The sequence below is a fragment of the Pseudomonas sp. NFACC24-1 genome, from assembly GCF_900115235.1.
GTDB lineage: Bacteria > Pseudomonadota > Gammaproteobacteria > Pseudomonadales > Pseudomonadaceae > Aquipseudomonas > Aquipseudomonas fluorescens_AA.
Window position 1 is genome coordinate 1 of the sequence record NZ_FOVS01000030.1, and the last position, 13623, is coordinate 13623.

Below are 13623 nucleotides of genomic sequence, written 5' to 3' on the forward strand. Positions count from 1 at the left end.
TATCCAGAAGCTTGGGCGTGGTGCCCGAGGAGATCAGTGCATGGAAGCCCGAGACCGCGCCGCAGGCAATGGTGATGAACAGGAACGGGAACAGCCCGCCCTTCCACACCGGCCCGGTGCCGTCGGTGAACTGGGTCAGCGCCGGCATTTTCAGCTCGGGCATGGTGACCAGGATGCCGATCGCCAGGGCGACGATGGTGCCGATCTTGAGGAAGGTCGACAGGTAGTCCCGCGGCGCCAGGATCAGCCACACCGGCAGCACCGCCGCGACGAAACCGTAGCCGATCAGCATCCAGGTGATCTGGATCCCGGTGAAGGTGAAAGCCTTGGCCCAGACCGGGTCGGCGGCGATTTGCCCGCCCAGCCAGATCGAACCCAGCAGCAACAGCACGCCGATGAGCGAGATCTCACCGATGCGGCCCGGGCGGATGTAGCGCATGTAAATGCCCATGAACATCGCGATCGGGATGGTTGCCATTACCGTGAAGATGCCCCACGGGCTCTCGGCCAGGGCCTTGACCACGATCAGCGCCAGCACCGCGAGGATGATGATCATGATCAGGAAGCAGCCGAACAGCGCGATGGTGCCGGGGATGCGGCCCATTTCCTCGCGCACCATGTCGCCCAGGGAGCGACCGTTGCGGCGGGTGGACAGGAACAGGACCATGAAGTCCTGCACCGCACCAGCCAGCACCACGCCGGCGATCAGCCAGAGCGTGCCGGGCAGGTAGCCCATCTGCGCCGCCAGCACCGGCCCGACCAGCGGCCCCGCACCGGCAATGGCCGCGAAGTGGTGGCCGAAGAGGATGTGCTTGTTGGTCGGGACGTAGTCCAGGCCATCGTTGTTGAGCACGGCGGGAGTGGCCCGGCGCGCATCGAGTTGCATCACGTTGTTGGCGATGAAGAGGCTGTAGTAGCGGTAGGCGACCAGGTAGATGGCCACGGCGGCGACGACGATCCACAAGGCGTTGATCGCCTCGCCTCGGCGCAAGGCCACGACGCCCAGGGCGCACGCGCCTACGACGGCCAGCAGGAGCCAGGGCAGATGGCGCAGCAGGCTATTATTGTTTTTCATTTTTATATTCCAGCCAGGGTGGACAAGAAAGATAGCCATTGGAGTTTAGCGCTAACCCGGGCAAAGGCCATACTCGACATTCGTCTGTCTGTTGCCGAACGGTGACGATGCCCCGTCAGTTGGGTCTATAGTCAATGAATCTTCAGAGGGATGCGTCATGAGCGAACGTCGCCGCTTCGTACGAGTTGATTTCCATGCCAGGACCGAGCTGAGCCAAGGCCCCTATATCTGGTCGGTGGAACTGCTGGACCTGTCCCTCAAGGGATTGCTGATCAAGAAACCCGAACCCTGGCTTGGCGACCCCGAACATTCCTTCATGGCCGATATCCATTTGAGTCCCGATGCCGAGATCAAAATGAAAATTCGCCTGGCCCATGATGACCATGGTCACCTAGGCTTCGTCTGCAAGCATATCGACCTGGCATCCATCGCACACCTGCGCCGATTGATAGAGCTGAACCTGGGCGACCATGACGAGCTGGAGCGGGAATTGGCGGCGTTGATCCATATCTGAATCAACGCCGATCCCTTGTGGCGAGGGGATTTATCCCCACTGGGCTGCGCAGCAGTCCCCAAACAAGCGACGACAATCGACCTGACACACCGAGTTGTTAGGTTTTAGGGCTGCTGCGCAGCCCAACGGGGATAAATCCCCTCGCCACAGATAAATCCATTCTCCACAAAGGGCCTTGTCAGCCTTTAGGGTTATTCGAACAGCGCATCCAACGCCTGTTCCAGACGGGTCACTGCGATAATCTGCAACCCCGGCGGCGCTTCCTTCGGCGCGTTGCCCTTGGGCACGATGGCGCGTTTGAAACCGTGCTTGGCCGCTTCCTTGAGCCGCTCCTGCCCGCTGGGCACCGGTCGCACTTCCCCCGACAACCCCACTTCGCCAAACACCAGCAAATCATGGGGCAGCGGCCGGTTGCGCAGACTGGACATGACCGCCGCCATCAACGCCAGGTCGGACGCGGTCTCCAGTACCTTGACCCCGCCCACGACGTTGAGGAACACGTCCTGGTCGTGAGTCGGAATCCCGCCGTGTCGATGCAACACTGCCAGCAGCATGGCCAGCCGATTCTGATCCAGGCCCAGGGTGACCCGCCGTGGGTTCGCCAAGTGGCTGTCATCCACCAGCGCCTGCACTTCCACCAACATCGGCCGGGTCCCTTCCCACGTCGCCATGACCACACTGCCCGGGACTTCTTCCTGGGCACGCGTCAGAAAGATCGCCGAAGGGTTCGAGACTTCTTTCAGGCCCCTGTCGGTCATGCCGAACACGCCCAATTCATTGACGGCACCAAAGCGGTTCTTCACCGCCCGGAGCAAACGCAGGCGGCCATCGGACTCGCCTTCGAAGTACAACACGGTATCGACCATGTGCTCCAACACCCGCGGTCCCGCCAACGCACCTTCCTTGGTGACGTGGCCCACCAGGAAAATCGCCGTGCCGCTCTGCTTGGCGTAGCGCACCAGCAACGCCGCGCTTTCACGCACCTGGGACACGCCGCCCGGGGCCGACTGCAGCTGTTCGGTGAAAATGGTCTGGATCGAGTCGATCACCATCACCTTGGGCTTTTCCACGCGCGCCGTGGCGATGATGGTTTCGATGCAGGTCTCGGTCATGACCCGCAACTGGTCCTGGGGCAAGCCCAGGCGCCGGGCGCGCATGGCGACCTGTTGCTGGGACTCTTCGCCAGTGACGTACAGCGCCGGCATGCGGGTGGCGAGGTTGCACAAGGTTTGCAGCAGGATGGTGGATTTGCCGATGCCCGGGTCTCCACCGATCAGCACCACCGAACCGTCCACCAGGCCGCCGCCCAGCACCCGGTCCAGTTCACCGGACGCGGTGGAAAATCGCGGGATTTCTTCAACGCTGACTTCGGCCAGGGTCTTGATCTGCGCCTGCTGACCGGCCCAGCCCGTGCGCCCGGTGGGGGCCGCCGCGCCGCCGCTTTCCACCATGGTTTCGGTCAGGGTGTTCCAGGCCCCGCATTCGCTGCATTGGCCGGCCCATTTGGGAAAGGTCGAGCCGCACTCGGTGCAGCCGTACATGCGCTTTGCCTTGGCCATCTGAACTCCGGGGTAAAAACCGCGATGATAGCCCAGGCAGCGGCTAGCGCGGGGCCGGCATTCTGATTTCGCCCTTGGACAGATCCATTGCGGTATTACCCAATGGGTCCTGGGCCTGCAGATCCGCCCCCTTGGCCTTCAAGGCGTCGAGCAACTCGCCACGCTTGAACAGCCCGGCATACATCGCGGCGGTCTGTCCGGCACCGTTGCGTTGGTCCGGGCTGCAATCGGTGGACAGCAAGCGACGGGCAATCTGCACTTCGCCCTTGAAAATGGCCCCCATCAGCGCCGTATTGCCGCGTTTGTCCTGGGCACAGGCATCGGCCCCCGCGGCCAGCAACCGCTCCACCGCCGGACCGTGGCCGTGATAAGCCGCCAGAATCAGCGCGGTGTAGCCCTTCTCATCCCGGGTATCCAGCGAATAACCGGCCTCGATAAACGTATCGAGCATCGGCACATCGCCGCGGCGAGCGGCGTCGAAATAATAGTTTTGCAGCTGTTCCTGGACCGCAGCCGGCTCAGTGGGCACTGGCTGATCGGCCAGTACGCTCAGTGACCAGGTCGCAAGCATCGACAAAAAGAATTTACCCATCATGACGTCTCCCCATGACTCAAGGCTGTGGGAGCGAGCTTGCTCGCGATGCAGACGCTGCGGTGCACAGCCAGACCGAGTCGCCTGCATCGCGAGCAAGCTCGCTCCCACAGGTGGATCAGTCGCTCAGTTTTTCCGCCAGAGCCTTGACCCGGGCCAAGTCACCTTTGGCGACACGGGCCACCCCAGTGCCGTATTCAGGATCGGCCTTGTAGAGGAACGACAGGATGATGTGCTTGCTCTCGTCATCAGTGGTCGCCAAAGAGCCACCAAAGCTTTCGATCAGGTCATCACGTTCTTTCTTGCTGAACGAACGATACAAATCACCGGCCTGCTTGAAGTTCTGCTCGCGCTGGATTTTCGCTTGCTGGGTGCTGCCACTCAGCGCGGCCTGGCTGTAGCGTGCCGCCTGCGGTTCTTCACGAGGCATCAGGCGACTCGGCTGGTAGTTCACGCCAGTGCTGGTGCTGCCTGGGTTCATCGCACCGTCCTGGTTACCATTGTTCACCGGCACCTTGGGGGCATTGATCGGCAATTGCAGGGCATTGGCGCCTAGGCGGTACATCTGCGTATCGGCATAGGAAAACACCCGTCCCTGGAGCAAACGGTCCTCGGAAGGCTCGATGCCTGGCACCAGATTCGCTGGCGCCATCGCCACCTGCTCGGTTTCCTGGAAAACATTCGCCGGATTGCGGTTCAAGACCATTTGCCCGACCTTGCGCTCAGGCACGCCGGGCCAGATCTTGGTCGCATCCAATGGGTCGAAGTCGAACTTGGCAAGGTCTTGTGGATTGAGCACCTGGACGTACAAGTCCCACTTCGGGAAGTCGCCCTTATTAATATGGCTCACCAGGTCATTGGTCATATGGCTGTAATCTTGACCCTGAACTTTCACAACTTCTTTCGGATCGAGATTTTTCAAGCCCTGCAAACTTTTCCAATGAAACTTCACGTAGTGAATTTCACCCTTGGCGTTAATCAGCTTGTAGGCATGTACACCGTTGCCGTCCATTTCGCGGTAACTGGCCGGTGTACCGGAGTTGGAATACAACTCGGTCAGGGTACGGGTCGACTCCGGAACATGGGAGAAGAAATCGAAACGGCGCGAATCATCGTCCAGGTTGGTCCGCGGGTCGGGTTTGAACGCGTGGACCATGTCCGGAAACTTGATGGCATCGCGAATGAAGAAAGTCGGGAAGTTGTTGCCCACCAAGTCCCAGTTACCGTCGGCGGTGTAGAACTTCGTGGCGAAGCCACGGGGGTCGCGCAGGGTTTCCGGCGAATGATTACCGTGCACCACGGCCGAAAAACGCACGAACACCGGGGTGACCTGGCCTGCGGCGAAGACCTTGGCCTTGGTCAGGTCGCTGAGATCGTCGGACACCGTGAATGTGCCATGGGCACCGGTACCACGGGCATGTACCACGCGCTCGGGGATGCGTTCACGATCGAAGCGCTGGAGCTTCTGGATCAACTGCACGTCTTGCAGCAGGGTCGGACCGTTGGGACCTGCCGTCTGCGAATTCTGGTTATCGCCGACCGCCGCACCGTTGTCCCGGGTCAGGGTGGCTGCGTTGACAGACAAGGATAGAAGGCTCGCGGTCAGCACAAAAAGAGCGCGGCGATGGGAATAAGCCCCGTGGCCGAGGGAAGTGTTCATAGGCATGTTCCTCTGATGTTATAGAGCGCATCCATGTGCGCCATCCAGAGGCTAGTGCCGGGAAAAGAAAAACCTAAATAGAAATGCCGTACCGTGCCGATAGAAAAAACGTTATAGGGCCCCCGACAGAAACCGCGTATCGCGCGCGATTGATGGCACTTTGTAAACTTTTCATCCGAGCCCCGGTCGATAACTGAAGCTTTGTAAGCAGGCGTTTCGAGCAGGACTCGTTGGGCTGATTTACACTGCCACTCATCTTTCATCCGTTACAAGGAATAACTCATGGGCGTGCTAAGCGAGTTCAAGGCCTTCGCGGTCAAAGGCAATGTCGTCGACATGGCCGTCGGGATCATCATCGGTGCCGCTTTCGGCAAAATCGTTTCGTCATTCGTGGGCGACGTGGTCATGCCGCCAATCGGCCTGCTGATCGGGGGCGTGGACTTCAGTGACCTGGCCATCACCCTCAAGGCCGCCCAGGGTGATGCGCCTGCCGTGGTACTGGCCTACGGTAAATTCATCCAGAGCACCATCGACTTCATCATCGTGGCGTTCGCCATTTTCATGGGCGTCAAGGCCATCAACCGCCTCAAGCGTGAAGAAGCCGTAGCCCCCAGCGCCCCTCCGGTTCCGACCAAGGAAGAGCTGCTGCTGAGTGAGATTCGCGACCTGCTCAAGGCTCAGAACGAGCGGCCCTGAGCCTACCAGTAGTTTTCCACCGCCACCTGGCCCGGACGACGGGTCAGGCTCAGTTGCAGGCCCCTGGCCTTGAGCAACTTGCGCGTGTCGTCGATCATTTGCGGGTTGCCACACAGCATCACCCGCGAATGCTCCGGTGTCAGCGCTACACCGGCCGCGTGCTCCAGGTCGCCGTTGTCGATCAACGTGGTGATGCGCCCATTGAGCGCCCCCGGATGCTGCTCACGGGTGACAGTCGCAATGAAACGAAACTTGTGAGCGTACTCGGCCAGGTAGTCGCGCTGGGGCAGCTCCTTGATCAGGTCCTGATACGCCAATTCCCGCGCCTCACGCACGCTGTACACCAGGATGATCCGCTCGAATTTTTCCCAGGCCTCGAAATCCTGGAGGATCGAAAGAAACGGCGCCACGCCCGTCCCCGTGGACAGCAACCACAAATCCCGGCCATCGACGAAGCGGTCCAGCGTCAGGTAGCCAAAGGCCTGGCGATCCACCAACAGTTCGTCACCCGGCTGCAAGCGGCTGAGTTCGCTGGTGAACTCGCCATCGGGCACCACGATGGAAAAGAATTCGAGGAACTCGTCGAAGGGCGACGACACCATGGAGTACGCCCGCCAGACGGTGGTGCCGTCCGCCTTGGCGACGCCCAGCCGGGCGAACTGACCCGCCCGGAAGCGAAAGCCGCGATCCCGGGTCGTGCGTAACGTAAACAAATGAGACGTCACTGGCTGGACATCGAGCAAGGTTTGGCGGGTGAACTTCTCTGCACTGTCGGTCATGAGCCACTCCCAGGGGACAAGACGTGCAGTGTCCCGCAAAGTGAGCGTCTTCACCACCGACGGCAGGTAATGGCACTTTAGTCATAGTCGTCGCCTTCGTTCTCTAAATCCTTCACCAAACTTGTACAAAGTTACAGGGACGTAAACCCAACCAAACAAAAGTTTATTTACCTAAACACTTATAAACGTAAGAAAATTAAAAAAAACCCACTACAAATTAGGAATAGTCCTACACTAAAAATTCGCATCATGGATTGGATCCGCATGGACGAATCAAACCCAGGAGAGAGCGATGGACAGGTGGAAGGACTTGTTACTGAGGAAGTTATCCTGTGAAAAAGACCTGCAGACGGCCTATCGTCTGGTACTGAATTTCTTTAACAATCAGGGATTTGAATATTGCGCATTTGCAGCCTATCTCGGAAGCCCCGACAAACACACCAGCAAGGTGAACCTGAATAACTACCCTTATGGATGGGACCGGCTTTATGAACAAAACGGTTATGCGTCTAGCGATCCATTAGTAGCACATTGCAATCAATCACCGCTCCCGATCCTGTGGGATGAGACTGTTTTCGCTCAGGCCCCCAAGTTATGGCGAGAACTTAATCGACAGGGACTCAAGTACGGCTGGACCCAGGCCGTTCATGACGACCAAGGGACACAGTGCAGTCTGTTCAGTCTTGCACGAACCCATTGTCCCATTGATATCGAGGAACACTATGGCAATCTCGGCTACGCCATCTTCGCCAGTCAAAAGCTGCATGCACTCGCCAGTAAAAAACTGTCTGACGCCATCGTAGTCAAGCAGAACTATCACTTGTCGCCGAGAGAAATCGAAGTACTGAGGTGGTCAGCCGAAGGCAAGACGGCTTCGGAAGTGGGCAGGATTCTCTGCCTTTCCGAACGAACCGTGAATTTCCATGTGTGCAGTTGCATGCGAAAACTGAACGTCAGCAATAAAATTTCAGCGGTGGCCAAGGCTGCCCAGATCCATGTGATCTGACCCGTGGCACGGCACTGCCGAGCTGAAAAACCCGCGAGTAATGTGCAACAAAAAAACGTACCATTTACGGTCCCTCTTGAATGATGCCGCTTTTTACGCGCGGCGCAGTTCATTCAGGCGGTCCCGCACAGACACCTACCTCCAGGCAGCGGGACATTCGTTGATTTCCAGAGTCCCCAGCCATGCCCCTGCTCGACAGTCCTTTCGCCCAACTCGATCTGATCCGCCAACCCGAACAGCAGAACGAACCGCTGCAAGCCTTCGATGCGGCCGATGAATACCTGCTCGCGTATCTGGCCGAACAACAACCGGCCGCGCAGACTCGGGTCCTGGTGCTCAATGACGGCTTCGGCGCCCTGGCTGCCAGCCTGGCCGGCAACGCCCTGGTGACCAGCAGCGGTGATTCTTTCCTGGCACTGCAGGCACTGGAGAAAAACCTGGTGCGCAATGGCCGGCCCTTCGATGCCGTACCAACATTGCCCGCCAGCGAAGCGTTGGCCGGCCCGTTCGATCGCGTCCTGATCAAAGTACCGAAAACCCTGGCCCTGCTGGAGGAACAACTGATTCGCCTGCAAGGCCAACTGGCGCCGGGCGCCCAGGTGATTGCCGGGGCCATGATCAAGCACCTGCCCCGGGCCGCCGGCGATTTGCTGGAGCGTTACATCGGCCCGGTGCAGGCCTCCCTGGCAGTGAAAAAAGCGCGGCTGTTGATCGCCACACCGCCCAGCGCCTCTTCCCCCAACAGTACGCCGGTCGTGTCACCCTACCCCACGCGCTACTGGCTGGACGAGCCGAAGATCGAACTGCTCAACCATGCCAACGTGTTCTGCCGCGAAGGCCTGGACATCGGCACGCGCGCGTTCCTGCCACATCTGCCGAAAAACCTCGGCACGGCCCGGGTCGCGGACCTGGGCTGCGGCAACGGTGTACTGGCCATCGCCAGTGCCCTGCAAAACCCCGAGGCCCGCTACACCCTGGTGGATGAGTCGTACATGGCCGTGCAATCGGCCGCCGAGAACTGGCGTGCGGCCCTCGGTGAACGTGAAGTGACGATCCGGCCCGGCGATGGCCTGGCCGGGCAAGAAGCGCAGTCACTGGACGTGGTGTTGTGCAACCCGCCCTTCCACCAGCAGCAAGTGGTGGGCGACTTCCTCGCCTGGCGGATGTTTCAGCAGGCTCGCGAAGCGTTGGTGGTGGGCGGCGCCCTGTACATCGTCGGCAACCGGCACCTGGGCTACCACAGCAAACTGGCGCGGTTGTTCCGAGGCGTCGAGCAAGTGGCCGCCACGCCGAAGTTCGTCATTCTCAAGGCTCGCAAATAGACCGTCCGCTGCGGGAACGAAGCTCGCTCCCGCAGGGAAATCAGTGGGTGGTCAGCCCCGCGGCATTCATGAACATCCGCATCAGGCTGGCGACGACGAACAACGCCAGCACACTGCCAGCCCAGATCAACGCCAGCCAGCCGAGCCGCTGCCAGAGAGGCTTGCGCTCGGCGGCCTCGATGTCTTTCAAGTCAGGTTTGGCCATGCTCGACGCCCTCAATGGTAGCCGTCGTCGTGGGTCACCTTGCCGCGGAACACGTAGTAGCTCCAGAAGGTGTACACGAGGATCAACGGAATGATGAACAGCGTGCCCACCAGCATGAAGCCTTGGCTCTGGGGCGGTGACGAGGCGTCCCAGATCGAGATGGACGGCGGCACGATGTTCGGCCACAGGCTGATGCCCAAGCCGCTGTAGCCGAGGAATATCAGCACCAGGGTCAGGATGAAGGGCGTGTAGTTGGCATTGCGGGCCACCGCGCGGAACAAACCGTACATGGTCACCAGCACCAGGATCGGCACCGGCAGGAACCAGAACAGGTTCGGCAATGTGAACCAGCGGGCCGCGATGTCCGCGTGGGCCAGCGGCGTCCAGATGCTGACGATACCGATCACGGCCAGCACCACGAACGCCAGCGGCCGGGCCAGGTCATGCATCTGCTCTTGCAACTTGCCTTCGGTCTTCATGATCAGCCAGGTGCAACCGAGCAACGCGTAGGCCGCGATCAACGCCAAGCCACAGAACACCGTGAATGGCGTGAACCAGTCCAGGGAACCGCCGGCGAACTGGCGATTGACCACTTCAAAGCCGTCGATGAACGCCCCCAGCGCCACGCCCTGGAAGAAAGTGGCCGTCAGCGAACCGCCAATGAACGCCTTGTCCCAGAGGTGGCGCTTCTCAGCCTTGGCCTTGAAGCGGAACTCGAAGGCCACGCCACGGAAGATCAGGCCGATGAGCATCAGGATCAACGGCAGGTACAGCGCCGAAAGCACCACCGAGTAGGCCAGCGGAAACGCCCCGAACAGCCCGGCACCGCCCAGCACCAGCCAGGTTTCGTTACCGTCCCAGACCGGTGCCACGGTGTTCATCATGACGTCACGGTCGCGCTCGCCCTTGACGAAGGGGAAGAGGATGCCAATCCCCAAGTCGAAACCGTCCATGATCACGTACATCATGATGCCGAAGATGATGACCACGGCCCAGATCAGCGGAAGATCAATACCCATGACTCAATTCCCCTTGTTCGAGCGGTCGTTGTGGTCCACATCGTCGCCGTCGTCGGCGGCCGACAATGGCCGGGCCGGCGTACGTTTCTGGCCTGGGCCACCATCGCTCGGCTCGGCTTCGTGGGCCTCCGGCCCCTTGCGCACCAGGCGCATCATGTAGCTCAAACCTGCGCCGAACAGCGCGAAATACACCACGACGAACAGCACCAGGGTGATGCTCATCTGCGCGAAGCTGTGGCCGGACGAAGCATCGGCCGTGCGCATCAAGCCATAGACCACCCAGGGCTGGCGGCCGATCTCCGTGGTAAACCAGCCGGCCAGGATCGCCACCAGGCCGGACGGTCCCATCCACAGCACCATGTAGAGGAACGGTCGGGATTGATAGATCCGATCCTTGCGCCGCAGCCACAGGCTGCACAACCCAGTGAAAATCATCAGCAACCCGAGGCCGACCATGACCCGGAACGACCAGAACACAATGGTCGAGTTCGGTCGGTCCTCAGGCGGGAACTCCTTGAGGGCCGGCACCTGCTTGTCCAGGCTGTGGGTCAGGATCAGGCTGCCCAGGTAAGGGATTTCCACGGCGTACTTGGTTTTTTCCGCTTGCATGTCGGGCCAGCCGAACAGGATCAGCGGGGTCGGTTCATTGCCGACGTTTTCCCAGTGGCCCTCGATAGCGGCGATTTTCGCCGGTTGGTGCTTGAGGGTGTTCAGGCCATGGAAGTCGCCGATGACCGCTTGTATCGGCGCCACCAGCAAGGCCATCCACATCGCCATCGACAGCATCCGACGGATGGCCGGGTTATCGCGGCCGCGCAGCAAATGCCAGGCCGCCGACGAGCCGACGAAGAACGCCGTGGCGACAAACGCCGCGGTGGACATATGCAGCAATCGATAAGGAAACGAGGGGTTGAACACCACCGCCACCCAATCCACCGGGATCACCCGGCCGTCGATGATTTCGTAGCCCTGGGGGGTCTGCATCCAGCTGTTGGAAGACAGGATCCAGAAGGTCGAGATCAGGGTGCCGATCGCCACCATAACCGTGGAAAAGAAATGCAGGCCGCGACCGACGCGGTTCCAGCCAAACAACATCACCCCCAGGAAACCCGCTTCGAGGAAGAACGCCGTGAGCACCTCGTAGGTCAGCAAGGGGCCGGTCACCGCACCGGCGAAGTCCGAAAAGCGGCTCCAGTTGGTCCCGAACTGATAGGCCATGACCAACCCGGACACCACCCCCATGCCGAAGTTGACGGCAAAGATTTTCGACCAGAAGTGGTACAGGTCGCGGTAGGTGTCATCGCGGGTCTTGAGCCACAGCCCCTCGAGCACCGCCAGGTAACTCGCCAGGCCGATGGTGATGGCCGGGAACAGGATGTGGAACGAGATCGTGAACGCGAACTGGATTCGGGCGAGATCAAGCGCCTCCAAACCGAACATAAGTCTTCCTCTGTCAGGTAAAACCGGCTGCGGGCGGGCTGGCACCAACCCCCAGGGATATGGAGTGCGATGCTTTTCAAATCGTTCTTTTTATAACCGTCACAACGCAGGACTCTGGCCGGATGGCCGCCAGCCCAACGCCCCGAAGGGTATTGATCTGGATCAAGCAATGCTCAAAGAGTAGTCGCAATATTGCCGATGGACGGCGTGGTCTTTTGTCGCGTGACAGGTTGTCTCAGGAGTTGACGCCAATGGATTTTTTTGTGGCGAGGGGATTTATCCCCGCTGGGCTGCGAAGCAGACCCACCCATTTCAGCCAGAATCCAATTGGCGAGCGCTACGCACTCGAACGGGGATAAATCCCCTCGCCACAACAAATCCCCTCTTCACAGGAATCGCGCGTCGCGCCAAACAGATGCTTGGCTAACTATTTTTTTCAGCGGGCGTAATTTCCAGTTACACCTCGGCGATAATCTCATGGCCTTCCTCACCGGACCCGTCATAGATGCCCAGCCAAGCGCCGCTGCTGCTCCGTCACCATCGTCCCTTCATCGCCTTCTGGCTGGCCCGGATATTCACCGCCAGCGGCTTCCAGATGCTCACCGTGGCCATCGGCTGGAACCTCTATCAACTGACCGGCAACGTCCTGGACCTGGGCCTGGTGGGGTTGGTGGAGTTTGCCCCGCGCGTGCTGTTCATGCTCCACACCGGGCATGTGGCGGACCGCTATGACCGGCGCAAGGTCGCGGCCATTTGCCAGTCATTGCAGGCCATGATTGCCCTGGCGCTGGCGGTTGGCAGCGCCACCGACAACGTCACGCGGGAGATGATCTTCATCCTCGCCTTCCTGCTGGGCGCCGCTCGCTCCTTCGAAATGCCGACCACCCAGGCGTTGCTGCCAAGCATCGTGCCGGCGGGCCTGTTTCCCCGCGCCGTGGCCGCCGCGCAATCGGCCCAGCAATCAGCCACCATCGTCGCTCCGGCACTCGGCGGCTTGCTCTACGCCTTCGGCAGCGTCTGGGTCTATGGGCCGACGGTGCTGCTCTACATCATCGCCTGCTGCCTGATGCTGAACCTGCCCGCCCGGCAGACGCCACTGAACAAAGGCAAAGCGACTCTGGATTCTTTGCTGGCCGGGATTCGCTTCATTCGCAGCCGCCCGGACATTCTCGGGGCGATCTCCCTGGACCTGTTCGCGGTGTTGCTCGGCGGCGCGACGGCGCTGCTGCCAGTGTTCGCCAAGGACATCCTGCTCACCGGCCCTTGGGGCTTGGGCCTGTTGCGTTCGGCACCGGCGGTCGGGGCCTTGCTGATGTCGTTGTGGCTGGCGCGGTTTGCCGTAGAACGCAAGGTCGGCCGGGTGATGTTCACTGCGGTGGGCGTGTTCGGCGTCGCCACCATTGCCTTCGGCCTCTCCACCTCGTTCTGGTTTTCCCTCGCAGTGCTGGTGGTGCTGGGCGCGGCAGACATGATCAGCATGGTGATCCGGGCCTCGTTCGTGCAACTGGAAACCCCGGATGAAATGCGCGGCCGGGTCAGCGCGGTGAACGGGCTGTTCATCGGCGCGTCGAACCAGCTGGGCGAGTTCGAATCCGGCCTCACCGCCCACTGGTTCGGCACGGTGCCGGCGGTGGTCATGGGCGGTGTCGGCACGCTGTTGGTGACCGGGACCTGGATCAAGCTGTTCCCGACCCTGGCCAACCGCGATCGGATGCACGAACCGGCGGACGAAGCGAAAGCCTAGTGGCCTGTGGGG

General features: G+C 60.5%; 13 protein-coding genes. 5 read left to right on the forward strand and 8 right to left on the reverse strand.

Annotated features, from left to right (window positions below; translation table 11 throughout):
- Positions 1-1075 (reverse strand): carbon starvation CstA family protein (locus BM317_RS23125; RefSeq protein ID WP_305883215.1); only part of this gene is annotated, 1075 nt, incomplete at its 3' end.
- A gap of 157 nt (positions 1076-1232) precedes the next feature.
- Between BM317_RS23125 and BM317_RS23130 the strand changes: the two genes are divergently transcribed.
- Positions 1233-1589 carry a PilZ domain-containing protein gene (locus BM317_RS23130; RefSeq protein WP_092476428.1) on the forward strand — a complete coding sequence of 119 codons (357 nt, stop codon included), beginning with the start codon at positions 1233-1235 and terminating at the stop codon, positions 1587-1589.
- A gap of 191 nt (positions 1590-1780) precedes the next feature.
- Here the strand turns inward: BM317_RS23130 and radA are convergent, their stop codons facing one another.
- The 3 genes from radA to katB form a co-directional block, all read right to left on the reverse strand.
- Complete coding sequence (radA, locus tag BM317_RS23135) at positions 1781-3148, reverse strand: DNA repair protein RadA (RefSeq protein ID WP_060740535.1); 1368 nt, start codon at positions 3146-3148, stop codon at positions 1781-1783.
- 43 nt (positions 3149-3191) lie between these two features.
- Positions 3192-3719 carry an ankyrin repeat domain-containing protein gene (locus BM317_RS23140; protein ID WP_256574220.1) on the reverse strand — a complete coding sequence of 176 codons (528 nt, stop codon included), beginning with the start codon at positions 3717-3719 and terminating at the stop codon, positions 3192-3194.
- A gap of 139 nt (positions 3720-3858) precedes the next feature.
- On the reverse strand, positions 3859-5400 hold the full coding sequence (gene katB / locus BM317_RS23145; protein ID WP_092174060.1) for a catalase KatB: 1542 nt from the start codon (positions 5398-5400) through the stop codon (positions 3859-3861).
- Between the two features lie 282 nt (positions 5401-5682).
- Here katB and mscL point away from each other — a divergent pair, with 282 nt between their 5' ends.
- Positions 5683-6096 (forward strand): large-conductance mechanosensitive channel protein MscL, encoded by a 414-nt coding sequence (mscL, locus tag BM317_RS23150; RefSeq protein ID WP_003205779.1) that lies wholly within the window; start codon positions 5683-5685, stop codon positions 6094-6096.
- A gap of 2 nt (positions 6097-6098) precedes the next feature.
- Here the strand turns inward: mscL and BM317_RS23155 are convergent, their stop codons facing one another.
- Positions 6099-6875 carry a ferredoxin--NADP reductase gene (locus BM317_RS23155; RefSeq protein ID WP_092174055.1) on the reverse strand — a complete coding sequence of 259 codons (777 nt, stop codon included), beginning with the start codon at positions 6873-6875 and terminating at the stop codon, positions 6099-6101.
- 292 nt (positions 6876-7167) lie between these two features.
- On the opposite strand from BM317_RS23155, the gene BM317_RS23160 reads away from it, so the two are divergent.
- Together BM317_RS23160 and BM317_RS23165 are read left to right on the forward strand one after the other, a co-directional pair.
- Positions 7168-7881 carry an autoinducer binding domain-containing protein gene (locus tag BM317_RS23160; RefSeq protein WP_092174051.1) on the forward strand — a complete coding sequence of 238 codons (714 nt, stop codon included), beginning with the start codon at positions 7168-7170 and terminating at the stop codon, positions 7879-7881.
- A 182-nt stretch (positions 7882-8063) separates the two neighbouring features.
- The gene (locus BM317_RS23165; protein WP_092476430.1) at positions 8064-9203 is read left to right on the forward strand and encodes a methyltransferase; all 1140 of its coding nucleotides are present in this window, start codon (positions 8064-8066) and stop codon (positions 9201-9203) included.
- Positions 9204-9243: 40 nt separating this feature from the next.
- Here BM317_RS23165 and BM317_RS23170 read toward each other — a convergent pair whose 3' ends face one another.
- The 3 genes from BM317_RS23170 to BM317_RS23180 are packed head-to-tail and all read right to left on the reverse strand — an operon-like array spanning position 9244 to position 11867.
- Complete coding sequence (locus BM317_RS23170) at positions 9244-9408, reverse strand: DUF2474 domain-containing protein (RefSeq protein ID WP_092174042.1); 165 nt, start codon at positions 9406-9408, stop codon at positions 9244-9246.
- Positions 9409-9419: 11 nt separating this feature from the next.
- Positions 9420-10427: a cytochrome d ubiquinol oxidase subunit II gene (gene cydB / locus BM317_RS23175; protein ID WP_053125566.1), complete on the reverse strand. Its 1008-nt coding sequence runs from the start codon at positions 10425-10427 to the stop codon at positions 9420-9422.
- Between the two features lie 3 nt (positions 10428-10430).
- A complete protein-coding gene (locus tag BM317_RS23180; RefSeq protein WP_092476431.1) occupies positions 10431-11867 on the reverse strand; it encodes a cytochrome ubiquinol oxidase subunit I in 1437 nt (478 codons plus the stop codon).
- Between the two features lie 505 nt (positions 11868-12372).
- Between BM317_RS23180 and BM317_RS23185 the strand changes: the two genes are divergently transcribed.
- Complete coding sequence (locus BM317_RS23185; RefSeq protein ID WP_092476433.1) at positions 12373-13611, forward strand: MFS transporter; 1239 nt, start codon at positions 12373-12375, stop codon at positions 13609-13611.
- The last annotated feature ends 12 nt before the right edge of the window (positions 13612-13623 follow it).